24 protein-coding genes and 1 tRNA gene are annotated in these 25,118 nt (G+C 65.9%); 13 read left to right on the plus strand and 12 right to left on the minus strand.

Annotation, left to right across the window (positions count from 1 at the left end; translation table 11 throughout):
- Nucleotides 1-264 precede the first annotated feature (264 nt).
- Together ACIPXZ_RS06875 and ACIPXZ_RS06880 are read right to left on the minus strand one after the other, a co-directional pair.
- Nucleotides 265-2,295 carry an FAD-dependent oxidoreductase gene (locus tag ACIPXZ_RS06875; protein WP_400591962.1) on the minus strand — a complete coding sequence of 677 codons (2,031 nt, stop codon included), beginning with the start codon at nucleotides 2,293-2,295 and terminating at the stop codon, nucleotides 265-267.
- A gap of 315 nt (nucleotides 2,296-2,610) precedes the next feature.
- On the minus strand, nucleotides 2,611-2,862 hold the full coding sequence (locus ACIPXZ_RS06880) for a cell division protein CrgA (protein WP_400591620.1): 252 nt from the start codon (nucleotides 2,860-2,862) through the stop codon (nucleotides 2,611-2,613).
- A gap of 159 nt (nucleotides 2,863-3,021) precedes the next feature.
- Here ACIPXZ_RS06880 and ACIPXZ_RS06885 point away from each other — a divergent pair, with 159 nt between their 5' ends.
- Genes ACIPXZ_RS06885 through ACIPXZ_RS06895 form a run of 3 tightly spaced genes read left to right on the plus strand, consistent with a single transcriptional unit; the run spans nucleotide 3,022 to nucleotide 4,580 of the window.
- A complete protein-coding gene (locus ACIPXZ_RS06885) occupies nucleotides 3,022-3,771 on the plus strand; it encodes a class E sortase (RefSeq protein ID WP_400591965.1) in 750 nt (249 codons plus the stop codon).
- Between the two features lie 3 nt (nucleotides 3,772-3,774).
- Nucleotides 3,775-3,945: a hypothetical protein gene (locus ACIPXZ_RS06890; RefSeq protein ID WP_400591621.1), complete on the plus strand. Its 171-nt coding sequence runs from the start codon at nucleotides 3,775-3,777 to the stop codon at nucleotides 3,943-3,945.
- Nucleotides 3,942-4,580 carry an aminodeoxychorismate/anthranilate synthase component II gene (locus ACIPXZ_RS06895; protein ID WP_400591623.1) on the plus strand — a complete coding sequence of 213 codons (639 nt, stop codon included), beginning with the start codon at nucleotides 3,942-3,944 and terminating at the stop codon, nucleotides 4,578-4,580. The genes ACIPXZ_RS06890 and ACIPXZ_RS06895 overlap by 4 nt, the downstream gene beginning before the upstream one ends.
- Nucleotides 4,581-4,628: 48 nt before the next feature.
- Here the strand turns inward: ACIPXZ_RS06895 and pknB are convergent, their stop codons facing one another.
- The 7 genes from pknB to ACIPXZ_RS06930 form a co-directional block, all read right to left on the minus strand.
- Nucleotides 4,629-6,551, minus strand: coding sequence for a Stk1 family PASTA domain-containing Ser/Thr kinase (pknB, locus tag ACIPXZ_RS06900; RefSeq protein WP_400591967.1), 1,923 nt, complete (start codon nucleotides 6,549-6,551; stop codon nucleotides 4,629-4,631).
- Between the two features lie 37 nt (nucleotides 6,552-6,588).
- Nucleotides 6,589-8,307: a protein kinase gene (locus ACIPXZ_RS06905; protein WP_400591625.1), complete on the minus strand. Its 1,719-nt coding sequence runs from the start codon at nucleotides 8,305-8,307 to the stop codon at nucleotides 6,589-6,591.
- A complete protein-coding gene (locus tag ACIPXZ_RS06910; RefSeq protein WP_400591627.1) occupies nucleotides 8,304-9,767 on the minus strand; it encodes a peptidoglycan D,D-transpeptidase FtsI family protein in 1,464 nt (487 codons plus the stop codon). Before ACIPXZ_RS06910 ends, ACIPXZ_RS06905 begins: the two co-directional genes overlap by 4 nt.
- The gene (locus ACIPXZ_RS06915) at nucleotides 9,764-11,206 is read right to left on the minus strand and encodes an FtsW/RodA/SpoVE family cell cycle protein (RefSeq protein WP_400591629.1); all 1,443 of its coding nucleotides are present in this window, start codon (nucleotides 11,204-11,206) and stop codon (nucleotides 9,764-9,766) included. Before ACIPXZ_RS06915 ends, ACIPXZ_RS06910 begins: the two co-directional genes overlap by 4 nt.
- Nucleotides 11,203-12,768: a protein phosphatase 2C domain-containing protein gene (locus ACIPXZ_RS06920; protein ID WP_400591969.1), complete on the minus strand. Its 1,566-nt coding sequence runs from the start codon at nucleotides 12,766-12,768 to the stop codon at nucleotides 11,203-11,205. The genes ACIPXZ_RS06915 and ACIPXZ_RS06920 overlap by 4 nt, the downstream gene beginning before the upstream one ends.
- A 62-nt stretch (nucleotides 12,769-12,830) precedes the next feature.
- Nucleotides 12,831-13,322 carry an FHA domain-containing protein gene (locus ACIPXZ_RS06925; protein ID WP_400591631.1) on the minus strand — a complete coding sequence of 164 codons (492 nt, stop codon included), beginning with the start codon at nucleotides 13,320-13,322 and terminating at the stop codon, nucleotides 12,831-12,833.
- Nucleotides 13,319-14,056, minus strand: a complete 738-nt coding sequence (locus ACIPXZ_RS06930; RefSeq protein ID WP_400591633.1) for an FhaA domain-containing protein — start codon at nucleotides 14,054-14,056, stop codon at nucleotides 13,319-13,321. Before ACIPXZ_RS06930 ends, ACIPXZ_RS06925 begins: the two co-directional genes overlap by 4 nt.
- A gap of 510 nt (nucleotides 14,057-14,566) precedes the next feature.
- Between ACIPXZ_RS06930 and ACIPXZ_RS06935 the strand changes: the two genes are divergently transcribed.
- The 7 genes from ACIPXZ_RS06935 (at nucleotide 14,567) to ACIPXZ_RS06965 (ending at nucleotide 18,118) form a co-directional block, all read left to right on the plus strand.
- Nucleotides 14,567-14,649: transfer RNA gene (locus ACIPXZ_RS06935), tRNA-Leu, on the plus strand.
- Nucleotides 14,650-14,790: 141 nt separating this feature from the next.
- A complete protein-coding gene (locus ACIPXZ_RS06940) occupies nucleotides 14,791-15,231 on the plus strand; it encodes a VOC family protein (protein WP_400591635.1) in 441 nt (146 codons plus the stop codon).
- Nucleotides 15,232-15,261: 30 nt separating this feature from the next.
- Nucleotides 15,262-15,951, plus strand: coding sequence for a winged helix-turn-helix transcriptional regulator (locus ACIPXZ_RS06945; protein ID WP_400591637.1), 690 nt, complete (start codon nucleotides 15,262-15,264; stop codon nucleotides 15,949-15,951).
- Nucleotides 15,952-16,071: 120 nt separating this feature from the next.
- Nucleotides 16,072-16,494 carry a hypothetical protein gene (locus tag ACIPXZ_RS06950; RefSeq protein WP_400591639.1) on the plus strand — a complete coding sequence of 141 codons (423 nt, stop codon included), beginning with the start codon at nucleotides 16,072-16,074 and terminating at the stop codon, nucleotides 16,492-16,494.
- A complete protein-coding gene (locus ACIPXZ_RS06955; RefSeq protein WP_400591640.1) occupies nucleotides 16,491-16,727 on the plus strand; it encodes a hypothetical protein in 237 nt (78 codons plus the stop codon). The genes ACIPXZ_RS06950 and ACIPXZ_RS06955 overlap by 4 nt, the downstream gene beginning before the upstream one ends.
- Before the next feature lie 165 nt (nucleotides 16,728-16,892).
- Nucleotides 16,893-17,456 (plus strand): RNA polymerase sigma factor, encoded by a 564-nt coding sequence (locus ACIPXZ_RS06960; protein ID WP_400591971.1) that lies wholly within the window; start codon nucleotides 16,893-16,895, stop codon nucleotides 17,454-17,456.
- Nucleotides 17,453-18,118, plus strand: a complete 666-nt coding sequence (locus ACIPXZ_RS06965; RefSeq protein WP_400591642.1) for a hypothetical protein — start codon at nucleotides 17,453-17,455, stop codon at nucleotides 18,116-18,118. Before ACIPXZ_RS06960 ends, ACIPXZ_RS06965 begins: the two co-directional genes overlap by 4 nt.
- On the opposite strand, the gene ACIPXZ_RS06970 is transcribed toward ACIPXZ_RS06965, so the two are convergent.
- A complete protein-coding gene (locus tag ACIPXZ_RS06970) occupies nucleotides 18,078-18,785 on the minus strand; it encodes a TetR/AcrR family transcriptional regulator (protein ID WP_400591644.1) in 708 nt (235 codons plus the stop codon). The two genes, ACIPXZ_RS06965 and ACIPXZ_RS06970, sit on opposite strands and share 41 nt — an antisense overlap.
- Nucleotides 18,786-19,037: 252 nt before the next feature.
- Between ACIPXZ_RS06970 and ACIPXZ_RS06975 the strand changes: the two genes are divergently transcribed.
- Nucleotides 19,038-20,411, plus strand: coding sequence for a flavin monoamine oxidase family protein (locus ACIPXZ_RS06975; RefSeq protein WP_400591646.1), 1,374 nt, complete (start codon nucleotides 19,038-19,040; stop codon nucleotides 20,409-20,411).
- Between the two features lie 142 nt (nucleotides 20,412-20,553).
- Here ACIPXZ_RS06975 and ACIPXZ_RS06980 read toward each other — a convergent pair whose 3' ends face one another.
- The gene (locus tag ACIPXZ_RS06980; RefSeq protein ID WP_400591648.1) at nucleotides 20,554-21,726 is read right to left on the minus strand and encodes a serine hydrolase domain-containing protein; all 1,173 of its coding nucleotides are present in this window, start codon (nucleotides 21,724-21,726) and stop codon (nucleotides 20,554-20,556) included.
- Nucleotides 21,727-21,824: 98 nt separating this feature from the next.
- Between ACIPXZ_RS06980 and ACIPXZ_RS06985 the strand changes: the two genes are divergently transcribed.
- Nucleotides 21,825-22,202 carry a VOC family protein gene (locus ACIPXZ_RS06985; protein WP_400591650.1) on the plus strand — a complete coding sequence of 126 codons (378 nt, stop codon included), beginning with the start codon at nucleotides 21,825-21,827 and terminating at the stop codon, nucleotides 22,200-22,202.
- 13 nt (nucleotides 22,203-22,215) lie between these two features.
- The gene (locus ACIPXZ_RS06990) at nucleotides 22,216-23,010 is read left to right on the plus strand and encodes a LysR family transcriptional regulator substrate-binding protein (RefSeq protein ID WP_400591652.1); all 795 of its coding nucleotides are present in this window, start codon (nucleotides 22,216-22,218) and stop codon (nucleotides 23,008-23,010) included.
- A gap of 126 nt (nucleotides 23,011-23,136) precedes the next feature.
- Here ACIPXZ_RS06990 and ACIPXZ_RS06995 read toward each other — a convergent pair whose 3' ends face one another.
- The gene (locus tag ACIPXZ_RS06995; RefSeq protein ID WP_400591654.1) at nucleotides 23,137-24,855 is read right to left on the minus strand and encodes a hypothetical protein; all 1,719 of its coding nucleotides are present in this window, start codon (nucleotides 24,853-24,855) and stop codon (nucleotides 23,137-23,139) included.
- Nucleotides 24,856-25,118: the final 263 nt, after the last annotated feature.

The following is a 25,118-nucleotide window of genomic DNA, read 5'->3' on the forward strand; positions in this document are numbered from 1 at the left end:
ATTCGCGGACACTCCGTCAGGGCTGCCACTCCCGGAAACCGGTCACGACGCTGTGTCCACAGAAGTTATCCACATTCGAACCCGTCTGGGGATGAATTCCGTGGAATACATGAAGGCTACTTCCGCGTAACCACGGGAATGCAGGGGGTTTCCCACAGAATGTGTCCACAGCTGTGGATAACTTGGTCATGTTCTATGCAGAGGGTGTGTGTAAACCAGAGCGGTCAATCACTTAGCGCACGAAGGATCGCCCCTCCGGGTGGATCAGAGGGAGGCGGCCAGCTCGGTGCCCTCGCGGATGGCCCGCTTGGCATCGACTTCGGCCGCCAAGGACGCTCCGCCGATCACATGCACCGCACGCCCGGCCTGCTGCAGATCCTCCAGGAGATCGGTGACCGACTCCTGGCCGGCGCAGACCACCACGGTGTCCACGGCCAGGACGCGGGACTCCCGGCGCTCCGGGCCGAAGCTGAGGTGGACGCCGTCGTCGTCGATGCGTTCGTAGTGCACCCCGCTCAGCTGCACGATGCCTTTCGCTTTGAGGGAGGCCCGGTGCACCCAGCCGCTGGTCTTGCCCAGACCGGCGCCGATCTTCCCTTCCCGGCGCTGCAGGAGATAGACCGTGCGCGGGCTCGGTTCGTGGACCGGCTTGGCCAGTGAACCGGGGGCCGCAGGGTCGAGGCTGACGCCCCACTCGCGACGCCAGAGATCCAGGTCGAGGCTGGGCGACTCCGCATGGCTGAGGAACTCGGCCACGTCGACGCCGATGCCGCCCGCGCCGATCACGGCGACCCGTGCGCCGGCCGGCCGGTTCCCACGGACCAGATCCGCGTAGCTCATGACGCTGGGATGATCGATGCCCGGGATCGCCGGGATGCGGGGCCTGACCCCGCTGGCCAGTACGACGTCGTCGAAGGACAGCAGCTCCTCCGTGGTCGCGCGCGTGCTCAACCGGACGTCGACGCCGAGCAGCTCAAGCTGACGGCGGTAGTACCGGAGGGTTTCGCTGAACTCCTCCTTGCCGGGGATGCGTTGCGCGATGCCGAACTGCCCGCCGACCCGCTCATCTGCCTCGAACAGTGTGACGGAGTGGCCGCGGCGTGCGGCCGTGACGGAGGCGGCGAGTCCCGCCGGCCCCGCTCCGACGACGGCGATCCTCTTCTTGGAGACCGCGGGCCGGAGGGTGAGGGTCAGTTCGCGTCCGGCGTGAGGGTTCACGAGGCAGCTGACCTTGCGCCCGGAGAAGGCGTGGTCCAGGCAGGCCTGGTTGCATCCGATGCAGGTGTTGATCTCGTCCTCCCGGCCGTCTGCCGCCTTGACGGACCAGCTGGGGTCGGCCAGCATCGGCCGGGCCAGGGAGACGGCCTGGATGGGGGTTCCGGAAAGGATGTCCTCCGCGATCCGGGGCATGTTGATCCGGTTGGACGCCGCCACCGGGATATTCACTGCTTTCGCAACCGATGTTGTGAATTCTGTGAATGCTGCACGGGGAACGGAGGTGACGATGGTGGGAACCCGGGACTCGTGCCAGCCGATGTCCGTGGTGAGCATCCCGGCCCCGGCTGACTCCAGCTCGCGCGCCAGATCGAGGATCTCCTCCTGTGTCTGAGCGCCGGGGACGAGATCGGCCATGGAGAGCCGGAAGATGACCATGAAGTCTTTTCCGACCTCCCGCCGGATGCCGGAGACGATTTCCACCGCCAGCTTTCGTCGCCGCTCGGGACTGCCGCCCCACTCGTCCTGACGCTGATTGCTTGACGCGCTCAGGAACTGATTGATGAAGTAGCCCTCCCCACCCATGATCTCGACGCCGTCGTAGCCCGCTTCCCGCGCCAGACGGGCGCAACGGATGAAGCTCCGGATCTGCCGCCGGACGGCCCGCGTGCTCAGGGCCTGCGGCGTGAACGGCGTGATGGGTGCCTTGAGGCGCGACGGTGCCACGATGAGCGGGTGATGACCGTACCGGCCCGCGTGCAGGATCTGAAGGGCGATCCGCCCGCCCTGCCGGTGCACGGCCTCTGTGACGGCGCGATGCGATGGGAGCTGTCGCCGGGAGCGGAGACTGGAGCCGAGCGGGGACAGCCAGCCGCGGACGTTCGGGGCGTATCCGCCGGTCACGATGAGCCCGACGCCTCCGCGGGCGCGTTCCTCATAGAAGGCCGCGAGCTCGGGGGCGTCCTTGGCCCGGTCCTCGAGGCCGGTGTGCATGGAACCCATGATGATGCGGTTCTTCAGCACGACGCCATCGACCGTGAGGGGGCTGAAAAGCAGGGGGTACGGAGAGTCCGCTGTCATGTGGTCCACGGCACTATGTTACTCGCCAGTAACTTATTGGGCCAGGGGGCGTGAAGGTTCTCCTCTGGATTTTGCCGAAGCGGGGTCGTGCGGTTTTCCACAGCTTGTCCCCACTGTGGGTAACTTACACGCGTGTAAGTCAGTTCGGGTCCACGACCCGCAACTGGGGCCCGTTCCTATTCTGAGGGTTCATTGCCCACAGATTTGTCCCCACTGTGGATAACTCTGCTGTGATCTTGTGGACGGCCGGGTTCCCGGCATTAACGCAAGGAACCCGCCACCACGAGGGTGACGGGTTCACGGCGTCGACACAGCTCAGGAACGCCAGCGTGTGGTCATCAGGAAGCCGAGCAGCAACAGGCCGAAGCCCGCGCCGATGTTCCAGCCGCCCAGGGGCGGTACCGGCCACTGGCCGCTGGTGATGTAGAAGACCATGATCCACAGCAGCCCGAGGATCATCAGCCCGAACATCACCACCTTGTACCAGGTGGGAGTGGGGCGGTATGCCTTCTCCTTCTTCGCCGTGTCGGGCCGGGACGAGCGGCGACGCTGCTTTGACTCAGGCATTGGTCTCCTCACATTACGGATGGGCGGGCGATGCGGCGGTCTTGATATCCTGCAAGGACACGGAAAACCGGCCACAGGCGCCGGGGCGCGAGCGGTTCTGATGTCCAATGGTAGCCGCTGTAGCCCGCACCATCCTGAGCCAGGGCCTCGTGCGGTTCTATCGGCAGACGGAGGAGGAGGCGAGGGGTGCGTAAAGTCATCCAGGTGCTCGGCGAACTCCTCATGACGGCCGGGCTGATCCTCCTGCTGTTCGTGGGCTGGGATCTCTGGTGGACCAACGTCACCGCCGACAACCACCAGGACCAGGTGGTCAAGAGCTTCACCCAGCAGATCAAGCCGCCCGTGACGGCCCCGAAGGCCGGGACGGGAAAGCCGAAGGACTACGGCACGCCGCCCGTCGAAGCGGCTCCGGCCCACGGCGAGATGATCGGCGTCGTCTATATTCCCCGCTTCGGAGCCGACTACTCGAGGCCGCTCATCGAAGGGACCAGCCAGGACGTGCTGGACACCCTCGGTCTCGGGCACTACAGCCAGTCGGCCATGCCCGGTGCGGTCGGCAATCTGGCGATGGCCGGCCACCGCCAGACCCATGGAGCCGTGTTGGACAACATCCACCTCCTGCAGCCTGGAGACCGGATCTACGTTCAGACGCGGCAGGGCTACTACACCTATGTGTACCGCAACACGGAGATCGTTCTGCCCAATCGCGTGGACGTGCTGCTCCCGGTGCCCACGCAGCCCCAGGCCCTACCCAAGGAGCGCCTGCTGACCATGACCAGCTGCAACCCCCGTTTCGGATCCCAGGAGAGGATCATCGCCTACTCCGTCATGGAGAGCTGGCAGCCTCTCAGCGCCGGCCCACCCGCGGAGATCGAGGCGCGCGTCGCCCGGAACGCCGGGAACGGATAGCCCATGTACGCGTGGATCTTCAGGCATCTGCCCGGGCCCCTCTGGCTCAAGATCGTCCAGTCACTGCTCGTGGTGGCCGTGGCTCTCTTCCTCATGGTCCAATTCCTGTTCCCTTGGATGGTCCAGTTCACCACCTTCACTGACTCGACGATTGGTTCTTCACAACGCCCATGAGCACTTCAATCCTGGTCATCGACAACTACGACAGCTTCGTCTACACCCTGGTGGGCTATCTCCAGGAACTCGGAGCCGAGACCACCGTGGTCCGCAATGACGACGTCTCCCTCCAGGAGGCCATCGAACTGGCCGCAGGCCGGGACGGCGTCCTCGTCTCGCCCGGGCCGGGCAATCCTGCCGGGGCAGGGGTGTGCATCGACATGATCACCTGGTGTGGGGAGAACGCCAAGCCCATGCTGGGCGTCTGCCTGGGCCATCAGGCCCTCGCGGAGGCATACGGTGGCACCGTCTCGCATGCTCCGGAACTGATGCACGGGAAGACCTCACAGGTGGAGCACGGCAACGACCCGCTTTTCGCCGGGGTCCCGTCGCCCTTCACCGCCACCCGCTACCACTCGCTGGCCGCGGAAACGGATTCCATCCCGGAGGAGCTCGAGGTCACCGCGCGCACGGCCAGCGGGGTCATCATGGGCCTGCGGCACCGCACGGCGCCGCTGTCCGGCGTCCAGTTCCATCCGGAATCCGTTCTCACCGAAGGCGGCTATCAGATGCTCGGGAACTGGCTTGAATCGCTCGGTCTCAAGGGGGCGGCCGAACGCGCCGCAGGCCTCTCCCCGCTCATCCGGAAGTAGCGATCGCCCCACGTCGGAGAGTGTCCCGCAACAGCGACGCGTGCGGCCCTAGTTGACGGAATCCGCCGACTTGCTCGGCTGGTCGCTCGACGTCGGGGTCGGGGTGGTCGGAGTCGGTGTCGGTGTGGGCGTGGGTTTCCTGGCGATGGTCAGGATGACCGTGCCGCCCTGGTCGATCAGCCCGTCTGCGGCGACACTCTGCCCGGTCACCTGGCCCACCGGCTTGTCGCTGTCCTGAGGATCGAGGCTGACCTTCAGCCCGAGCCCGGCGAGCAGGGCGCTCGCCTCCTCAGCGTTCTTGCCGACCAGATCCGGGACGGCGACCTTGCCGGTGGAGACCACGATCTCGACCTTGCTGCCCACCGGAACGGTCTGTCCCGGTGCGGGTTTCGTCGTGATGACCAGCCCGGCACCGACGGTGCTGCTATTGGCGAAGGTGGTGGTCTCCGCCCCGACGAGATTGAGCTGCCGAAGGAGATCGCGGACCGCAGCCTCGGTCTTGCCCTGCACGCTGGAGGGGATCTGGACCGAGGAGGGCCCGTTGGAGATGATCAGCTTGATGGTGTGATTGACCTCGACCATCTCGCCTTCGGCCGGGTCGGTGCTGATCGCTTCACCCTTCGGGACGGTCGCGTTGGCCACCCGGAGCGTGTCCGGTTGCAGGCGGGCGTCGTAGATCTTCTTCAGCGCATCCACCTCGCTGAGCTTCGCGACGGCGGGAACCGCCACGAGTTCGGGCGGAATAGGCCGGGTCAGCCAGGCGTAGAGCCCGTAGCCGCCGCCTCCGAGCGCCATGATGATGAAGATCCAGAGAGCCACCAGAAGCCCGCGACGGTGCTTGCGTTTCCGCTGGGCCCGCTGGACCTCCGGAAGATTGCGGATCTCCGGCAGGAGGACCCGCAGCTGATCGTGAGTGAGGGTCAGGGAGCCGTCGTCGGACGCCTGCACCGGCAAGGCCGTCGTCGACGTCGATTCGGCTGCCGGGGTGCCCGCCAGCACCGTGGTGGCGGGATCCGCAGTGAGGGCTACCGCCGGCGAGCCTTTCGCACTGTCACCGGGTACGACGGCGGGCTGAGCCGCGGTCTCGTCGGGTTCGTTGTCGTGCACCGAAACGCCGCCTCGGGCGGCGCGCAGAGCGCGGCGGAAGGACGCGGCATCCTGGAAGCGATCCTCCCGGTTCTTGCGCAGCGCCTTGATGACGACGGAGTCGAGAGCCGAGCTGACGTCGGGATTGACCTTGCTCGGAGGAGTGGCGATCCCCTGCACGTGCTGATATGCCACCGAGACCGGGCTGTCGCCCTGGAAGGGGGGCCGTCCGGTGAGCAATTCGTACAGCAGACAGCCTGCGGAATAGAGATCGCTGCGCGCATCGACCGTCTCACCGAGTGCCTGCTCAGGGGAAAGATACTGGGCCGTGCCCACGACGGCCTGCGTCTGCGTCATCGTGGCCGAGGAATCCGTCAGCGCCCGGGCGATCCCGAAGTCCATGACCTTGACGTTCCCGGTGTCAGCCACCACCATGGCGTTGCCCGGCTTGATGTCGCGATGCACGATCCCGGCCTTGTGGCTGTATTCCAGCGCGGCCAGGACACCCAGGGTGTAGTCGATGGCGAGGTCCACTGAGACCTGCCCGTCCTTCAGGAGCTCCTTGAGGGAATGTCCCACCACGATCTCCATGACGATGTACGGAGCCCGCACACTGTCCACCCCGTCACCCTGGGACTCCTCGCCCGAGTCGTAGACGGAGACGATCGAGACGTGATTCAGAGACGCCACAGACTGTGCCTCGCGGCGGAACCGGGCGAGGAACTGAGGATCGCGTGCCAGGTCCGCGCGCAGGATCTTCACCGCGACGGACCGGCCCAGGCGCAGATCTGTACCCCGGTACACGTCGGCCATGCCGCCGCGACCGATCAGATCGCCGAGTTCGTAGCGTCCATTGAGGACGCGGGTGCCGGTGGCCAGGTGAATCTCCTTGCGTTCGAATCCGTGACCTCCCCGTGGGAGGTTACTTGGTGGTGCTCGGGGTCGGAGTCTGCTGCGGCTGAGTGGGCTCCTGGGTGGCCGGAGGTGTGGTCGGTTCCACGGGGGCGGTGATGGTGTAGGTCACCTTAGAACCTGCCGGAACTTCGGTGTCAGGAAGCGGGCTTATGAACGTCAGGCTGCCAGCCTGCGCAGACCCTTGAGTGGGGACGGGAACCAGGCCTGCTCCGCTGAGTGCTGCTTGGACCTGATCGTCCGTCACCGTGCCGTCAGCGCCGGGCACGATCTTAGGTACCTTGATCGGGGCAGGACCGTTGGAGGCGGTCACCGTTACGAGGCTCCCCTTGTCCACGACCCCGGTGGGGCTGACGCCGGTCACCTCACCGGCGGGCTTGTCCGAGGAGACCTCCTGGACCGTGACCTGCAGGCCGAGGCGCTCCAACGCGGCCTGTACTTCAGTCACCGGCCGGCCGACGTAGTCCGCGGCGTTGATCGTCACGGTGGTGGGTGTAGGCGTGGGGGTCTGCGACGGCGTCTGGCTGGGCGAGCTGGACGTCGACATCGGTGGGCTCGTCGGCGTCTCCTTGGGACTGAAGAGACCCACGGAGTTCAGCCAGAAACCCAGCAGTGCCAGGACCACGAGCACGATCAGTGCCAGGACGGGCCAGAGCCACGGGCTGCGGTTCTTGGGGCGGGGTTCCGGGGTGGGTTCCTCGTACTCCTCCTCGTCCTGCGTCAGCCAGCCGCGCTCGGCGGAGAGCTGATCGGCCGGCACGACGGGCAGGGCGGAAGTCGCCGGCGTCGTACGCACCGACGGCGCGACAGTGGTGGCAGCCGTCTGCTGGACGTCCACGGGAGCCGTGATCGGGCCCGTCGTGGATTCGAAGAGCAGCATTCCCGGAACGGCGCGGTGCGCCGCAGCGATGTCACCGCGGCGGATCGCCTCCGCGGCCTCCGAGAGCTTCAGCGCGTCCGCGGGACGGTTCGCAGGATCCTTGGCGAGCATCGACATGAGCAACGCGCGGACCGGGGTGGCAAGGGAGTCCGGCAACGGCGGCGGAGCGTCGTTGACCTGTGCCAAGGCGATGGCGATCTGGGATTCGCCGGAGAACGGGCGATGGCCGGTGAGGCACTCGTAGCCGATGATGCCCAGGGAGTAGATGTCGCTTGAACCCGTGGCGGTCTGTCCGGTCGCCTGTTCCGGTGCCAGGTACTGGGCGGTGCCCATGACCTGGCCGGTCTGGGTCAGCGGGACCTGGTCGGCCAGGCGGGCGATGCCGAAGTCGGTGATCTTGACGTGACGATCCGGCGTGATGAGCAGATTGCCCGGCTTCACATCGCGGTGGACCAGGCCCTTCTCATGAGCGACGGCGAGGGCCCGGGCGGTCTGGCCGATGATGTTCAGCGTCAGATCGGGCGTGAGCACATGCTCACGCTCGATGATCGTGGACAGCGGTTCACCGGGTACGAGCTCCATGACGAGGTAGGCGGAACCGCCCTCCTCGCCGTAGTCGAAGACATTGGCGATGCCCTCGTGATTGAGCAGGGCGGTGTGCCGCGCCTCGTTGCGGAAGCGCTCAAGGAAACCGGGATCCCCGGTGTACTCCTCTTTCAGGATCTTGATGGCGACGGTCCGCCCCAGGACCTGGTCCTGGGCGCTCCACACCTCGCCCATGCCACCGATGGCAATGCGCGTGGTCAGGCGGTACCTTCCGCCGAGCGTGATTCCCGAAGTAGGCCTCACTTGTTCAACACCGCCTCAAAGAGTTTCTTCGCGTTGGGACTGGTCAATTGTGCACCGGTGGCGGTATCGACACCGTGGATGGCGATGGTCACCGCCACCTGGGGGTTGTCCGCCGGTGCGAAGCCGGTGAACCAGGAATTGTTGAGCCCGTCGCCGCCGAGCTCGGCGGTGCCGGTCTTGGCGGCCACCTTCACGCCCGGGATGGCAGCGGCGGACGCCAGACCGTTGTCCACCACACCCTCCATCCAGGTGGTGATCTGCTTGGCGACGTCGGCGCTCGTGGCCGTGCGCAGGGCTTCCGGCTTGTAGTCGTTCAGAACCCGCAGATCAGGAGCACGGAGCGTCTTGACCAGCTGAGGCTTCATCTGGACACCGCCGTTGGCGATGGCGCTGGTGATCATGGAGATCTGGAGCGGGGTCACCTTGACGTCGTACTGGCCGATCGCGGACTGGGCCAGCTGGGTACGGTCGAGTCCGGTGGGGAAGCTGCTCAGCGCGGACTGCAGGTGGAGCTGATCGCCGAAGTCCTGGCCGATGCCGAAGTCCTTGGCGGTGTCGGCGATCTTCTTCTCACCGAGGTCCAGGGCGATGCTGGCGAAAGGCGTGTTGCACGAGTTGGCCAGGGCGAAATCGAAGCTCGCCTTGTCCTTCTGATAGCACTGGCCGCCGCGGTAGTTCGGCAGGGTGTAGCTCGTACCGGGGAAGGTCATCTCGGCAGGGTTGGGCAGAACCGAGTCCTTGTTGTACTTCCCGGATTCCAGCGCCGCCGCGGTGTCGACCAGCTTGAACACCGAACCGGGAGCGAGGAGGGCACCGGTGGGACCGGAGACGTTCTGATACAGGTTGATGCCCGGAGTGTTGTCGAGCTTCTCCTTGGCCGCGGTCGCGGCGGCCTTGTCGAGGGTCGCCACCGTGTTGGGGTCATAGGACGGTTTGGAGGCCATCGCAAGAATCGCACCGGTCTTCGGGTTCTGCACCACGATGTAGCCTTCGACGTCATCCGGGAGCAGGCTGTAGGCCAGCTTCTGGATCTTCGGGTCGATGGTGGTCTCGATGTTGGCCCCCTGCGGCTGCTTGCCGAGGAAGAGCTGGCGGACCCGCTCAAGGAACTGCTGGTCCGAGTTGCCGGTGAGAGCGCCGTTCATCTCGCGTTCCAGGCCGGTCGAACCTGCCGTCCCGTTCGTGGAGAAGTAGCCGGTGATGCCGGCGTACAGGGCGCCGCCGGGGTAGCTGCGCTTGGACTTGCAGCTTTCATTGCCGGGTACCGACTCGGCGATGGGCTGCCCACCGGCGAGGATGGTGCCCCGGTCATTGCAGAGGTCCCGCAGGAGGGCCCGGCTGTTCAGCGCGTTGGTGTTCAGATCCTGGGCGCCGATCACCTGGATGTAGCTGAGGGCGGCGAAGAGCAGTGCGAAGAGCACCACGGTGGCGATCCAGGCATGACGGATGGACTGGTTCACGGGCGCACCTCCTGGGTCAGGGTCGTCTCGACGTCGGTTCCGGCATCTGCGGTGGCCGATACGGAGGGGACTTCATCGAGGGGGCCTTCGCCATCGCGGAGCGGGCTCGTGTCCACGGGGCCGCGGGCGGCGTTGGAGATCATGAGCAGCAGTCCGACCACGATCCAGTTGGCCAGCAGCGAGGAGCCACCGGCGGCGAGGAACGGGGTGGTCAGACCCGTCAGAGGGATCAGGCGGGTCACGCCGCCGATCACCACGAAGCACTGCACGGCCATGACGAAGGAGAGGCCCACCCCGAGCAGCTTCCCGAAGGAGTCCCGGGCCCCGAGGGCCGCACGGAAACCACGGGTGATGAGGATGAGGTACAGGAGGATCATCGCGGCGAGACCGATCAGGCCGAGCTCCTCGCCGAAGGAGGCGATGATCATGTCGCTGTTCGCGTAGGGAACCAGCTGCGGAAGCCCTTGACCGAGGCCAGTGCCGAAGATGCCGCCGTCGGCCATGCCGAAAAGGCCTTGCACGATCTGTCCGCTGCCGCCGAATTCGCGGCCGTAGACCTCGGGATCGAAGGCGTTGGACCAGCTCTCCATGCGGTATTTCACGTGGGAGAACAGCTGGGAGGCGACGATGCCGGCGACGGCGATGAGTACGACGCCGATCAGGACCCAGCTGACCCGGCCCGTGGCCACGTAGATCATGACCATGAAGAGGCTGAAGAACATGAAGGAGGTGCCCATGTCCCGCTGGAGGACCAGGATGCCGATGCTCACGGCCCAGGCGGCGAGCATCGGGCCGAGGTCGCGGAAGCGCGGGAACTGCAGGGGTCCGACCTTGCGGCCGGCCAGCAGAATCAGGTCACGGTTCACCGAAAGATACCCGGCGAAGAATATGGCCAGGGTCAGCTTGGCGATCTCGCCGGGCTGGAAGGTGAAGGGGCCGATCTTGATCCACAGCTGAGCGCCGTTGATGTCGCCGGCCGTAAGGCCGGGGATCATGGGCATGATGAGGAGCACGGCACTGGCTGCCAGCGAGATATAGGTGAAACGACGCAGGATCCGGTGGTCCTTGAGGAACCAGATGAGCGCGATCGTGCATGCCACGGCGATCAAGGTCCACCGCAACTGAGTGTTTCCGACATCGCTCTTCGGGCCGTCAAGGCGATGGATCATCGCCAGGCCGAGTCCGTTGAGAGCCACTACCACCGGAAGTATGAACGGATCGGCATATGGCGCCTTGATGCGCAAGGTTATATGAATGGCCAGGGATGCAACGGCGAGAAGGCTCGACTGGAACCAGAAGTCACCGTTGATGGTCTGAGGATTGTTGATGCCGGCGAGGAGGCTGGCACCGATGCTGATCATCAGGGCCAGCACCAGCAATACGAGTTCGATGTTCCGGCGGGGCTTGACCACGGCCGGAGCGGCAAGGGCTGCGCTCATCCGGCACCTCCGCAGGTGATGGTGGGGGTCGGGCTGGGGCTCCCGCTGGTCCTGGCCGACGGCGAGGCGCTGGAGCTCGGGCTCGGTTTCGGGCTGGCACTGGGCTTCGAGGTCGGGGAGACGCTGGGGCTGGGGCAGGGAATGCTGCTCGGTCCCTGGTCCAGGGGCAGGTTCTGGACGATCTGCTCCGCATCGGGGAGGTCCCTGGCCGGGATGGTCTGCTTCACCCGCTGCTGCGAGAACTCAGGGAGGCTGCCGACGTCGACACTCGTGACCGAGTGCAGCTTGGAGAGCTTGATCGGGCCGAGTTCCTGGGATACGCCGTTGAAGATCGCCACGCGGCCGTCGAGTTCGCCCACGTAGTACCTGGTCTGAGTCCAGGCGTAGCCGAACCAGAGGCCGACGGCGAGGACCACCACGGCGAAGGCCGCGACGAACCAGCGGAACCAGTGCCGACGGGGCTTGGCGGGAGGTGCGGGCTCCTCCACGGCGTCGTCGTTTTCCACGTCGACGCGGTGCGTCAGCAGAGCGGCGGCCCGGCGTGCGACGGCGCGGCCCGCGATGTTCGGGATCTTGCCCGTCTCCAGGGCCAGCGCTGCCGCGCCGACCAGCTCGTGGGGCCGTGCCTCGAGTTCGAGGCGGAGTACTTCCGCGGTCAGATGGGCGCCGAGGTTCGGATCGGTGCGAGTGTCCTCGCCGGCCGAGAGCAGCACGGTGTTGGGGGCGGGCAGCTCGGCGTCGTCGCTGCTCGCAGAGGAGTCCGTCTCAACCTCGGCGCTGGATCCTCGCCCAGGAGCCGCGGCGTCCACGGCAGCCGGGGCGCCGGCTCCGGCGGAGGTCCGGCCGTCTTCCTCGTCCGGGACGAGATCCAGCACCACGACCGTGACGTTGTCCGGTGATCCGGCGGCCAGAGTGAGTTCGATGAGCTGATCTGCTGCCCGCGACACCGAGGCGGTTCCGCGGATGACCGCCTCGACCATGTGGGCGGGGACGTAGTTCAAGCCGTCCGAGCACAGCAGCCAACGGTCGCCTTCACGGATGTCGATGGCGCTCAGATCCAGTTCCGGGCTGGCGTCGACGTCCCCGAGCACGCGCATCAGCACGTTCTTGTGGGGGTGCGTCTCGGCCTCGTCCGGGCTGAGACGGCCTTCGTCGACGAGCCGCTGAACGAAGGTGTGGTCCACGCTGATCTGTTCGAAGCGGTCGTCACGGAGGCGGTAGGCGCGGGAATCGCCGATATGGGCGAAGTGAAGTTCCCCCTCGGACAGCAGGAGCGCCGTGACCGTGGTGCCCATGCCTGCGAGCAGCGGATCCACGTGGACCAATTGGGACAGAATCGAGTTGGCCGTCTGGATCTCGTCGGCCAGCACGGTGCCCGCATCACCATCGTACTCGTCGTGATCGAGGTGAATCAGATCGAGCACGGTGGAGGCGGATGCGACGTTGCCTCCCGCGTGGCCACCCATGCCGTCCGCGACGACGGCGAGATGCCGGCCCACGTAGGCGGAGTCGTCGTTCTTGGCGCGCACGAGCCCGACGTCGGACCGTGCGGCATAGCGCATGACCAGCGGCGGGGTGGGCTGAGCGGAGCCCTGCTCCGGGGTGTTCTCCTCGGCTGACAAGGTCACGGCCTCAATTCGATGACCGTCTTGCCGATCCGGATCGGGACGCCGAGGTCAACGGGGAGAGCCCGGGTGAGCTGCTGGTCCCCGAGATAGGTTCCGTTGGTGGAGCCGAGGTCCTCGATGAACCAACGGCTGCCCTGCGGGAAGAGCCGCGCGTGGCGACCCGACGCGTAGTCGTCCTCCAGCACCAGAGTGGCTTCCTGGGCGCGTCCCAGCAGGATCGGGCTCGCGGCGAGCTCGACTTCGGTGCCGGACAACGGCCCCTCCGTGACGACGAGCCGCCGTGCGTGCTGCCGGGGCGCCGGCGCCTGGACCTGGGCCAATTCGGGGTGTTTGCGCAATTGACGGGCGGACGGGGTGCCGGTCTTGGCGGTCCCGCCGATCATGAGGTCGCGCCGCATCGCCGTGACGATGCTGAAGATCAGAATCCAGATCAGCAGCAGGAAGCCCAGCCGGAGGGCTGTGACGGTCAGGTCGCTCAGATCGCTCATGCGTCCCTCCCCGGGGTTGCCGGGATGAGGCGGAAGGTCAGTCGCGCCCGTCCCATGGTGATGACCGAGCCGTCGGTCAGCTCGATGCTGCCGTCCAGCTTCTGGCCGTTGATGTAGGTGCCGTTGGTGGATCCGAGGTCCACGGCCCAGCTGGCGTTGCCCTGAGTCCGGATCTCCAGGTGACGGCGGGACACTCCGGTGTCGTCCACGGGAATGTCGGCGTCGGAGGCGCGTCCCAGGATGATGCTGGGGGCGTTCAGCGAGTAGCGCTGCTCGTTGTAGTCGAGCACGGGCTGGACCCGGGGCGGGGCGGAGCGTGCCGGTGCCGGCGGCCGGGGGGCGCCGCCGGAGGCGGTGCCCTGGGAACGGTCTGCCCGGGACTGGATCTGCACCTCGCCGGGTTTGATCTCACTTTCCCGGACGAAGGCGACCCGGACCGGACCGGGCAGCGTATAGCCCTGGCTCTTGGCATGCTGAATGACGACGTCGCACAGCTCCTCGGCAAGCGCGGTGCCCCATTCCTCGGCGCGGGCGTAGTCGGCCTCGCCGAGCAGCACGTCGAAACTGTTGGGGGCGATGCTGCGGCTCGTCGACACGGTCAGGACCTTGTTGTCGATCTCGCGGCGCAGTCTGCTGGCGATCTCCACCGGCTGAAGCTGGGCTTTCGCCCCGCCGGAGAACACGCTGCGGACAGCCTTCTCCAATCCGCGTTCAACGCGATCCAGCAATCCCATGGCGTTCTCCTTTCCGGGCTCGGTCGAGGGGCGGAACCCCTGTCAGGCAGGCGGCATTGCACCGCCCATTGAATCCGATACTACTGGCCTGCCTCCTTCTGGCCCTACCCCGGAGCGTCGTGAATGGCCTTGTCGGTGACAACTCTCAGCAACTTCCCACCTGGTCTCCTACCCCGGGTGGACGGCTGGGAACCTGCGTGGAACAGTGCCACAGCGGCGATCCGGGCGGGCTTTCAGGCCGGGGTTCCAGGACCGGCCGCGCGCTACGTGGACTGAGGGTCCGGCGGGTCCGGCGCGCCTATCCGTGTCGCGGTGGTCGTGTATGGGCCCCGGGACTGCCGAACTCGCTTGTTCTATGCGAACTCGCGTTTATATGGAGCGGGTTCGCAATCACCTAGCGAGCTCGCGAAGTGGGGCTGATCCCGGGCTCTGCTGCCGATTTCGCATTCGGCCCGGAACATGGTTATGATTGTTCCCGTTGCTTTCGCCGATCAGGTGAAAGTGAAGTGCGCGCGAGTGGCGGAACGGCAGACGCGCTGGCTTCAGGTGCCAGTGTCCGAAAGGGCGTGGGGGTTCAAATCCCCCCTCGCGCACAAAGGGAAAACTCCCGGTTCTCAGGAACCGGGAGTTTTTTGTTTTCCGGCCCCGGATGACCCGTTGACACGGGGTGGTGGCGGGGTCACGATTGAGCTACTTGCAAAAAGCAAGTTCAGCACCGCATCGGAGATCCAGACATGAGCACCATGATTTTCGTGAACCTGCCCACCAGCGACCTGGAACGGGCCAAGACCTTCTACACCTCTCTCGGATTCAGCATCAACCCGCTCTTCACCGATGAGAACGCCGCGTGCGTGGTGGTCGATGAGAACGTCTTCTTCATGGTCCTGCGCCGTGAATTCTTCAGCACCTTCACCAGCAGGGAACTTGTGGACCCCGCCACCCAGGTCCAGGCGCTCACCGCCCTCAGCCGTGATTCCCGTGAACACGTCGATGGCACTCTGGATGCCGGTCTTGCCAACGGCGGCAAGGAACACCGGGATCCCCAGGACCTCGGCTTCATGTACTCGCGCTCGGTGGAGGACCCGGATGGCAACATCCTGGAGTTCGTCTACATGGAGCCGCAGGCTGCCGAGCAGGGCCCCGGGGAGTTCATGGCGGACCAGTCCGCGGAGTGACGACGACACACATGTCATAAGGAGGAACGCATGGCCGCGCGGAACTACGGCCAGTACTGCGGCGTGGTGCGGGCCCTTGAGCTCGTCGGCGAACGATGGGCGCTGCTCATCGTGCGGGATCTGCTGGTGGGCCCGCGCCGCTACTCCGACCTCAAGAACGGCCTCAGCCGTATCCCGACCAACATCCTCAGTGACCGGCTCAAGGAACTGCAGGGCGCGGGAGTCGTTCGGAGGGTCCCGCTGGCGCGGTGCGGCCTGGTCTATGAACTGACGCCCTACGGACGGGAACTGGAGGACGTCATCCTGGCGATGGGCCGCTGGGGGTTCAAGGCCATGGGCGAACCGAGGGACGGCGAGGAGATCACGGCCGACTCGCTGACCATGGCCCTGCGGACCGCTTTCGACGCCGACGCCTCGCGGAGGCTCCCCGCCACTGCTTTCACGGTTCATCTGGGGGACATCACCTTGGTGGTGCGCAGCGCGCGGGGGACGCTCGACGTCGTCGCCCCTGGAAGGGGCCCCTTGAGCACGGTTCTTCCCGCAGGGGACGCGGAGAACGTGGAGTTCGCCGCCGGGCCCGGGCTGCGGGCGCTGATCGCCGGAACGATCGGCCCGGAACAGGCGCTGCGCGACGGCGTTCTGCAGGTCTTGGACGGCGATCCACTGCTCGTGGAACGCTTCTCCGCGCTCTTCCATCTGGAGGCCTCGGTGGCCGCCTGAGGCACGGCCGGAAAACTTTTTTGCTCCGCCGCGTAACCCCGGGGACTCCGGCGTCGGTTGAGGGGGTACAGGCTGCTACGGCGGCCTGGTGCATGTCTCATCCCCCCAAGGAGTACATCAATGTCACTGTTCACCGCTCTCGCCACCAGCAAGGTGACGGTCAGCGCAGCCGCTCTCGGCGTCATCACCCTCGGTGGTGTCGGTACCGCCGCCTACGCCGGGTCTCTCCCCACCCCGGTGCAGGATGTGGCCCATCAGGCCATCGGCGCACCGGCCCCGATCGTGAAGGATGCCAAGAGCACCGCCACGGACGCGGTCGCCACTGCGAAGAAGACCGTCACCGAGAAGACCGGTGTCGCCAAGGATGCCGTGAAGGACGCCGTCGCCAAGGCGCAGGAGAAGGCCGCTTCGCTTCCCGCGAAGGCCGATCAGCTGAGCGGCAAGGTCCTTCCCGGAACCGGGTGGCCGATCTCCTGGCTCTTTGCCAGGCCGATGCCCAGAAGACCCTTGATGTCTCCTCGGCCGGTCTTCAGACCCTTGTGACGGCGGCGCACGGCGCTGCCAATGTCGATTCCTTCTGCGCCGGCCTCGCCGGTCAGCAGGTCTCCGTCAGCGGCTCCGCCAATGGTGACACCAGCGTCAAGGTGACGGTGCCTTCGGCTCCGAAGCTCCCGGCGCTTCCTGCACTCCCGGGCACGGCAGACCTCCCCAAGCTGCCGTCCGTGCCCTCGCAGCTGAAGGTCCCCGAGATTTCCCAGCTCGCGGGCCAGCTGTAACTTCGGGTAGCCTGTCTGCCCACATGCCACCGGGGTTCCCCCGGACCCCGGTGGCACTGCCAGGACGCATCGCCGGCCCTTCAGCCGATGCCGTCGCCGACGAACAGGATCCACTGCTTGCAGACGTCAGAGGACCATGGGGTCGTTCCCGGTGCCGCCGAGGACATGAACCCGGAAGCTCTCTTCACGAACGCGTATCGCGAATACTCCGGCCCCGTCCGGGGATATCTTGCTGCCCGCGGAGTGGACGATCCCGATGCGGTGACCCACGACGTCTTCCTCGCCCTGTATTCCCGGATGGTCCCGGACTCCCGGATGACCTCAGGGGCCGCCCGGCCCGGCGCCGGCCCGGGTTCAGCCCAGGGATTCCGCGGAGGGCTGCCGGGTGCGAAGGCACTGGCCTTCACCATCGCCCACGGGAGGGTGGTGGACCATCACCGGCATCGCGCGAGGACTCCGAGGCTGGTTCCGCACGAGCAGGAACTCGATCTGCGCAGGAGTCCCGGAACCCCTGAAGACACCGTGCTGTCCGGGCAGGGTGCCACGGCACTGCTCCGTGATCTCAGCGAGGATCACCAGGAGGTCCTCCTTCTGCGGGTCGTCGCAGACCTTTCGCTCGAACAGACCGCCGGCATCATGGGCCGGAGCACGGGAGCCGTGAAGCAGCTCCAGCGCCGGGCCCTCAATGAACTCAGAAGCCACGTGCCCTCCCCGAGGAGCAGAACATGACCCCCGCCTTCCGCCCGGACGAGCACGATGTCGTCGATGAACTCCTCCAGGATCTCGATGCCGGCGACGCCGAGGCGCTGCGACCGGCATTGAACGGTCTCCGGGAGCTGTCGTCCGCGGCCCCCGTGGAGCCCAGTCCTGAACTGGCGGCCCTGCTCGGCGGTTCTGCCGGGGCGACGGTCGTCGACCTCGACGCCGCGCGCCGCACCAGGCCGGGTCGCCGGCGTCGTGCCGTGGTGCTGGCCGCTGTGGCTGCCGTCGCTGCGACGGCAGCCACAGCCGGGGTCGCTGCCGCATCCCAGGACGGCGGCATTCCGCGGATCGTGCGGATCATCACGGGTCAGCCCGTGGAACAGCCGCCCGTACCCACGGAGACCCACGTCAGCACTCCTGAGCCCGTTCAGCCGAGCCCGTCCTCTCCGACGAGCAGCCCGGCGCCCTCGCCGTCGTTCGTCCCGAGCCCGGCACCCGTGCCGCGCACCGTGAAACCGGTGGTGCCCAAGGTGAGCTCAAGCAAGCCGTCCGTTCCTGCGCAGGCGAAGCCGAAAGTGCCTCAGCTCCCGCTCAGACCCAGGAACCTTCCGACGCTGCCACATCTGCTGCCGGCGCCGTTGCCGGCCATCACCGTGCCGGGTGGGCTGCTGCTTCCGCCTCTGGGCTGAGCGGAAGGAAGACGCCGAAACCGCCGATCAGGGCATCCAGGCCCATGCCGAAGGCGCGGTCGGGATTGCTGCCGCCCTCAGTCGCTTCGAAGCTGCTGACGGCCGAGGTGAAATTCGGCGTGCTCGGCGCCGAGGCACCTGTGTTGAAGATATCGGCGGGTGCCGTCGCGTCGTAGGCCGAGCCGAAGATGAACGATTCCAGCGCCACGATCGCGGGGACGATCCGCTCCTGGGGGAAGCCTGCGCGCCGGAACCCGGCACTCACCGCCTCATACATGGCCAGGGTGCGCGGGGCATCCGTCACCGGGAGCACGGCGACGATGGGGATCAAGGGCGTGTGCTGCGCGAACACCTGCCGATAGCTCCAGGCCCAGTCGCTGACCGCTTCCTTCCAGGGCTTGGTGTCGAACGCGCTGACATCGACCTGAGCGGCGAGGTGGTCCTCGATGAGGATCAGCACTTCATGCTTGTTGGTGACGTGGTTGTACAGTGCGGACGGAGAGACTCCGAGCTTCTTGGCCATGGCGGACATGGTGAGACCGTCGTACCCCTTGCCGGAGACGAGTTCCAGGGCCGCTTTGACGATCGACTCGTGCGTCAGGACCGCCTTGATGGGGCGGCCCACGCGGCGGCGGGGAGTTTCGCCGGCGGTGCTCGAAGTGGTCATGAGGGTCCTTGGTCTTGGCGTCCGGGGTGTGAACCAGCCTAGCCCGCACGGGATGCGAGGTGCGGTTCCGACAGGCGGTAGAACTGCGGAATTCCGGGCCGTCCGGGCCAATATGACGTGCTCGAGTGAATGTTCTTCATTTTTGCCCTTTCGCGCGGTGCGTTCGATGCGTTATAGTCATTTATAAATGAATGGTGTTCATTTAGTGACCATGGTCACGGCACCGACAGTCACCCCGTACATGGAGGAAAAATGCTCAACATTGATCGCGACGTCGTGATCGTGGGCGCCGGCCCCTCTGGCCTGACCGCAGCCCGCCGTCTGAAGAAGGCCGGCCTCAGCGTGGCCGTACTGGAGGCGCGTGACCGCGTCGGCGGCCGTACCTGGACCGACACCATCGACGGCGCCATGCTGGAGATCGGCGGCCAGTGGGTCTCGCCGGACCAGACCGTCCTCATGGACCTGCTCAAGGAACTCGGACTGGAGATGTACTCCCGCTATCGCGACGGCGAGTCCATCTACCTGGGCGCCGACGGCAAGCTCAGCCGCTACACCGGCGCATCCTTCCCGGTGAACCCCGAGACCGCCGCCGAAATGGACCGCCTGACGGCCATCATGGACGAGCTGGCCGCCGAGATCGGCGCCGAAGAGCCCTGGGCCCACGCCAAGTCCCGCGAACTGGACACCATCTCCTTCCACCACTGGCTGCGCCAGAACTCCAGTGATGAAGAGGCCTGCAACAACATCGGCCTGTTCATCGCCGGTGGCATGCTGACCAAGCCGGCACACGCCTTCTCCGCACTGCAGGCCATCCTGATGGCGGCGTCCGCAGGTTCCTTCACCAACCTGACCGACGAGGACTTCATCCTCGACAAGCGCGTCATCGGCGGCATGCAGCAGGTCTCTCTCCTGCAGGCGGCCGAACTCGGCGAAGACGTCATCCTCGACTCCCCGGTCCGCACCATCAACTACACCGAGGACGGCCAGGGCGGTTACAAGGTGGTGGCCGAATCGGACCGCGCCACCGTCAACGCCCGCTTCGTCATCATGGCCGTGCCGCCGAACCTCTACAGCCGTGTGTCCTTCAACCCGCCGCTGCCCCGCCGCCAGCACCAGATGCACCAGCACCAGTCGCTGGGCCTGGTCATCAAGGTCCACGCCGTCTACGAGACCCCGTTCTGGCGGGACAAGGGCCTGTCCGGCACCTGCTTCGGCGCCGACTCCATCGTTCAGGAGGTCTACGACAACACCAACCACGGCGACAGCCGCGGCACCCTGGTGGGCTTCGTCTCCGACGAGAAGGCCGACGCCATGTTCGAGCTGAGCGAAGAAGAGCGCAAGGCCACCATCCTGGACGCCATCGCGGCATACCTGGGTGAGGAAGCCAAGAACCCCTCCGTCTTCTACCTCTCCGACTGGGGCTCCGAGGAATGGACCCGTGGCGCCTACGCCGCGAGCTACGATCTGGGCGGTCTGCACCGCTACGGCAAGGATCAGCACGCCGCCGTCGGCCCGATCTACTGGTCCTCCTCCGATCTGGCGGCCGAGGGCTACCAGCACGTCGACGGCGCGGTCCGCATGGGCCAGAAGACCGCCGATCGCATCATCGCCGCCGCTCAGGCCTGAGACATCAGATAGACGTCCCGGCCCTTCCAACCCTTGAGGGCCGGGATCCGCCTCGCAACAGGCCGACCGCACCGCACCGGAGCTGACCCCCGGTGCGGTGCGGTCGTTTAAGGGTCACGGTCCGTGGGTGGACGGTGGCGACTCAGCGAGCGGTGATCGATTCACGCACGGCGGCGACCACGGCGGAGGCGCGTTCCGCGTCCGGTTCCATCCAGTTGCTCAGGTACCCGAAGCCGACGTCGTACGCGGGATCCGCGAAGCCGAGCTGGCCGCCGGCGCCGTAGTGCCCGAAACCCTCCGGGCTGAGGAGATCCTGCCCCTCGCCGGGGCGCTGGAAGCCCGCAGTGAAACGGTCGACCCAGGGGCCGGGGATCTCCAGAGCCTGCGGACCCTCGCTGACGACTCTGAGGCCGTCCACCAGGGTCTCGGCCCGCAGGAGAGGACCTTCCTCGCCTTCGTGGACCACGGCCGACCAGATCGCAGCGAGGCCGCGCGCCGTCGTGATGCCGCCGGCCGCAGGGAACTCCGCGGCGTGGAAGAGCGGGTCATTGGCCCCGGTGTGTTCGCCGACGAGCTCGGGCGGCAGTGCGCCGCCCATCTCCGGACCACGCGCGGCGAATTGATTGGGCAGCCTCAGCCGGTCCCGCGAAGACTGTTCATACGCCTCCGAGAGGGCGATCTGAGCCACCCGTCCCGTCTCGGCCTCGGGCAGCCCCAGCCAGGCCTCGGAGGTGACAGGGCCGAAGACCTCGGCGAAATGGCGCCCCGGCGTCTGACCTGTCACTCGCCGGATGAGCTCACCGCTGAGCCAGCCATGGGTGATCGAGTGGTACGCGTAGGCCGAACCCGGTTCCCAGAGAGGCTCCTGCTCCGCGAGCAGCGAGGTCATGAAATCCCAGTCCAGCATCTGTTCCTTGCTCAGCGGCACCCGCACGGCGGAGAGCCCCGCGCGATGCCCCAGGGCCTCGCGCACCGTGAGCCGTCCCTTGCCGTTCGCGGCGAACTCCGGCCAGTACTCGGCGAGGGGCGCGTCGTAGTCGATCAGTCCCTGGTCCACGAGCCGGGCCACCAGAACGGAGGCGAGGCCCTTGGTGACGGAGAAGATCACCGTGGCGGTGTCCTCCTCCCACGCCGAGCCGCTGCGGGCGTCCTTGACCCCCGCCCAGAGATCGACCACCGGCCGCCCCTGGTGATGGACGGCGACGGCGGCACCCATGCCGGGGCGGCCCTGGAAGCCGTCGGCGAAGGCCTCCCTGACCTTCTCGAAGCCGGGGGCGACGCTGCCGTGCACCTCAGGCGATGAGGCTGTGTTCATGGATGTCCCTCCAAAGGATCCTGTGCGGTGTCGGAACTGAGGCTACACGTCCGCGCCCGCCCTCTTCCGTGGGTTTACCCGCGCACTAAGCTGGGGACATGCGAGTGAAGATGTGCAGTATCCACGTGACCGAGCCGGCCAAGGCCCATGCGGTGTACACGGAGAAGTTCGGTTTCGACTCCCTCATGGCCATTCCCGAGGCGAACCTCTTCATCGTGCAGAACGCCTCCATTCCCGGTGGCCCCGGCCTCCTTCTGGAGCCGAGCGACAACCCCATCGCCGAGGACTACCGGTCCCGCGTGTACGAGGCCGGGCTGCCCGCGATCGTGCTGGGCGTGGACGACGTCGCGGCCGAGGCTGAGCGCTTGGCGGCCGCCGGCCTGCGTGTCGTGGGCGAACCGGTGGCTGATCCCTCCGGGACCTTCATCGATGTCGATGACTCCTGCGGCAACCTCATCCGTCTGCACCAGGACTGAGGGCCGCCGCTCGATGGAATCACTCACCTTCCTCTACGTCGCGGGCGTCACGCCCGGCAAGTGGATCAGGCGCTGGGAGGAACGACTGCCGGACGTGGTGCTGGAACACCGGCTGGTGGACGACGACGTCGCGGCCACGCTTGCGGCCCTCGACGCGGGTGAGGCTCAGCTGGCGTTCGTCAGGGTCGCCTCCGGTGGAGCTGCCGCGCTGCGTGATGATCGTTTCGTGATCTCCCTCTATGAGGAGCAACAGGCCGTGGTGGCCGCCAAGGGACATGAGATCGCCGCGTTCGAGGAACTGAGTCCCGAGGACCTGGCCGGGGAGACCTTCTTCGACAACAGTCCCGAAGGCCTCAGGGCGCTGGGTGGTCTGGAGACGGCCTTGGAGGTCGTGGCCAGTGGGGCAGGGCTCTTGGTGCTGCCCATGCCCGCGGCACGGCACATGAACAATCCGGAAGTGGTGGCCCGGCGGTTGAACGGCGCGGAGCCCACCGAGGTGGTGCTTGCCTGGCGCAAGGACGCCGATTCCGAGCTGATCCAGGAGTTCGTGGGAATCGTCCGCGGGAGGAAGGCTGATTCCGGCCGCCAGCCGTCCGTGAACCGGGAACAGCAGGAGAGTGCGGCCAAGGCGCGCAAGACCCGGAGTGCCGTGGCCGGCGCGCATGGATCCCAGAAGGGTGGCGCTCAGAAGGGCAGGGCCGGCGGGAAAGCCGGTGGCGGGAAGCCGGGAACGGGCAAAGTGGGCGGCGCCCGTGGTTCCGCCAGCGGTCGCGGCAAGCCGCCGTCGTCGGGCCGTAAGGGTCGCTGAACGCCGATTCCGCCGCTTGAACATCGCTTGAACGCCGCTTGAATGCCGAGTTCGTGGGTTTCGAGTGAGTTCGTGGATTTTGTCCACGAACTCACCCGAAACCCACGAACTCGGCAGGGTTGGGATTCACTGCTGAGAGGCCTCGATGTTTCTGAGACGGAACCTTCCTCCGGCAGAGACGGACGACAAGGACAGGGACAGGACAGCGTAGGCTGCCCAGGGTGGCGCGGGTTGGCGCATGAGTTGTGGGAACGACGCGTACTGCCAAAGACCGTTCGTGTAGGTGAGTGCAGTGTCCGCGTACTTGGTAGGGTCGATGACCTTCTTCGATGTGCCGTAGTGGATGCGGGCCTGCACCGTTCCTGCTTGAACGGCCTGCCATTCGAAGCTGATCCTGAATCGTGCGTTCTGCCGAATGGGGAGGAACAGCTGCGCAAGGGATGATTCCTTGACTGTCTGCATCAGCTCATAGGCCTTTGACTCCCCGTCACCCACGACGGAGATTGAGGCATTCGAGCTAGTGAAATTCCAGTCGTCCAGAATCAGGTTCCCTGTCGGAGCGGGGTCATGGACTAGGCCCTTTCCTCGCTGAGCATGTGGCCAGAACCGAGAACTGGCATCCATCGACGTATCCTGCACAGTCAAGATCCCACCTCCCGCCCCGAGATATCCGAGAGTCTCGTCACTGCTGGCGAAGAATCCTCCGGAGATCTTCGCACGTTGAACTTTGGCGGGATCATCGTGGAATTTGATGAACGGGGGGCCATCCACCTCACGGCCGACTCCTATGACGTCAGGACGTTTCTTCAGCCGGAAGTTCGAGTCGACGATCGACAAATTGGCGAAAGCGCCTGTCAGCTCGAACCACGGTCTGGATCGGGCATCGGTTTGGCCTGCGGGGCTTGATCGTGGCACATAGCCTTCGAGGTGGCAGGCATGAAGGACGGCGAACCCGCCGTCGACGATGCCAATCATGGGATCTACTGCCGAGGTGCCGACAGACGGGGTATACGGCATTTGCGCCTCAGTGCCGTATTGGTCAAAAGAACAGGCGATGAAGTGTACGCCGACTTCCTTGCCGATAACGAATGCCTCCACGTTGCCCGTGATATCGCAGTCTTCGAAGACGATGCGTTCTCCGGTGTCTTTCGTGCCGGTGAGGCTCCTGAGGCCGAGTTGGTTGCGTTGAATGGAAGAAGAGTGGAACCCGATCATGTAGGAGCGATCGCCCAGCTCTATTGCGCAACCGAATTGAATCCAGGCGGTGTTGCGGAACGTCAACTGGCTGGTCTTCAAGCCCTCGCTCACACCTTCCCCGTCGGGATATGTGATCAGGATTCCCAGCGATCCGTCTCCATTACCGCGGTTGACGACGTGTGAGAAGGCTGTTGCGCGATGCCGTGCCAGATACATCGGATCACTTTGATCGACACACACAGCTTTCCATAGCGGCTTTCCGGGTTCCGTTATCTCGCTTTTGATCTCGCAGTGCCCCTCAATCGAAACGCGGACATCCCACTCGAGAGTGTCATTGATCAGGAAGGAACCTCCAGGAGCCGTGACGATCGGATACGTCTTCGCGGTCGTACCAAAGCTGCCGTATCCGACAGCGTTTTTCGCTGCGGTCAGACAAGCTTTCCATGCGTTGGTGTCATTCTGAGCCGCGTTCCCCGTGGGAGTGCCGTAGTAGTCGAACACGTTGAAAACTAAAGACGGGGATGGGCTATCGGCAATTGCTGGGGACGCCGAAGCCAGCGACGTGACGCCGGCCAGGGCTGTCACCAACCCGCCGGAGGTGAGAAGTGCGCGACGGGAACTGGGCTGAGGATCTCCAATGGTCTTCATTTCCCGACGATAATTAATTGCTTACGGACTGTCCACTAATATCGCTCAGACGGAAGCGGCGGACGATTTCCAGTTCCGGTTGCGCCACGTTCATGAGTGAAACGTTCGCCGATTGAACGTCGAGTTCGTGGGTTTCGGGTGAGTTCGTGGATTTTGTCCACGAACTCACCCGAAACCCACGAACTCGACAGTTTTACCGCCCCGTGGCGCCGAGCCCGCTAGTTCCGTGCGAACTCGCTCCGTGAATGAGCGAGTTCGCACGG

The sequence above is a fragment of the Arthrobacter sp. NPDC090010 genome (assembly GCF_044748305.1).
Lineage (GTDB): Bacteria > Actinomycetota > Actinomycetes > Actinomycetales > Micrococcaceae > Arthrobacter_E.

Bases quoted from the DNA above. Each gene is read 5' to 3' on its own strand.
- ACIPXZ_RS06990 (WP_400591652.1), top strand. From the start codon at position 22,216: ATGGAATCACTCACCTTCCTCTACGTCGCGGGCGTCACGCCCGGCAAG.
- ACIPXZ_RS06945 (WP_400591637.1), top strand. From the start codon at position 15,262: ATGGCCGCGCGGAACTACGGCCAGTACTGCGGCGTGGTGCGGGCCCTT.
- ACIPXZ_RS06930 (WP_400591633.1), bottom strand. From the start codon at position 14,056: ATGGGATTGCTGGATCGCGTTGAACGCGGATTGGAGAAGGCTGTCCGC.
- ACIPXZ_RS06875 (WP_400591962.1), bottom strand. From the start codon at position 2,295: ATGACAGCGGACTCTCCGTACCCCCTGCTTTTCAGCCCCCTCACGGTC.
- ACIPXZ_RS06880 (WP_400591620.1), bottom strand. From the start codon at position 2,862: ATGCCTGAGTCAAAGCAGCGTCGCCGCTCGTCCCGGCCCGACACGGCG.
- ACIPXZ_RS06890 (WP_400591621.1), top strand. From the start codon at position 3,775: ATGTACGCGTGGATCTTCAGGCATCTGCCCGGGCCCCTCTGGCTCAAG.
- ACIPXZ_RS06920 (WP_400591969.1), bottom strand. From the start codon at position 12,768: ATGCGCTATGCCGCACGGTCCGACGTCGGGCTCGTGCGCGCCAAGAAC.
- ACIPXZ_RS06895 (WP_400591623.1), top strand. From the start codon at position 3,942: ATGAGCACTTCAATCCTGGTCATCGACAACTACGACAGCTTCGTCTAC.
- ACIPXZ_RS06985 (WP_400591650.1), top strand. From the start codon at position 21,825: ATGCGAGTGAAGATGTGCAGTATCCACGTGACCGAGCCGGCCAAGGCC.
- ACIPXZ_RS06940 (WP_400591635.1), top strand. From the start codon at position 14,791: ATGAGCACCATGATTTTCGTGAACCTGCCCACCAGCGACCTGGAACGG.
- ACIPXZ_RS06995 (WP_400591654.1), bottom strand. From the start codon at position 24,855: ATGAAGACCATTGGAGATCCTCAGCCCAGTTCCCGTCGCGCACTTCTC.
- ACIPXZ_RS06925 (WP_400591631.1), bottom strand. From the start codon at position 13,322: ATGAGCGATCTGAGCGACCTGACCGTCACAGCCCTCCGGCTGGGCTTC.
- ACIPXZ_RS06965 (WP_400591642.1), top strand. From the start codon at position 17,453: ATGACCCCCGCCTTCCGCCCGGACGAGCACGATGTCGTCGATGAACTC.
- ACIPXZ_RS06950 (WP_400591639.1), top strand. From the start codon at position 16,072: ATGTCACTGTTCACCGCTCTCGCCACCAGCAAGGTGACGGTCAGCGCA.
- ACIPXZ_RS06915 (WP_400591629.1), bottom strand. From the start codon at position 11,206: ATGAGCGCAGCCCTTGCCGCTCCGGCCGTGGTCAAGCCCCGCCGGAAC.
- ACIPXZ_RS06980 (WP_400591648.1), bottom strand. From the start codon at position 21,726: ATGAACACAGCCTCATCGCCTGAGGTGCACGGCAGCGTCGCCCCCGGC.
- ACIPXZ_RS06960 (WP_400591971.1), top strand. From the start codon at position 16,893: ATGAACCCGGAAGCTCTCTTCACGAACGCGTATCGCGAATACTCCGGC.
- ACIPXZ_RS06975 (WP_400591646.1), top strand. From the start codon at position 19,038: ATGCTCAACATTGATCGCGACGTCGTGATCGTGGGCGCCGGCCCCTCT.
- ACIPXZ_RS06970 (WP_400591644.1), bottom strand. From the start codon at position 18,785: ATGACCACTTCGAGCACCGCCGGCGAAACTCCCCGCCGCCGCGTGGGC.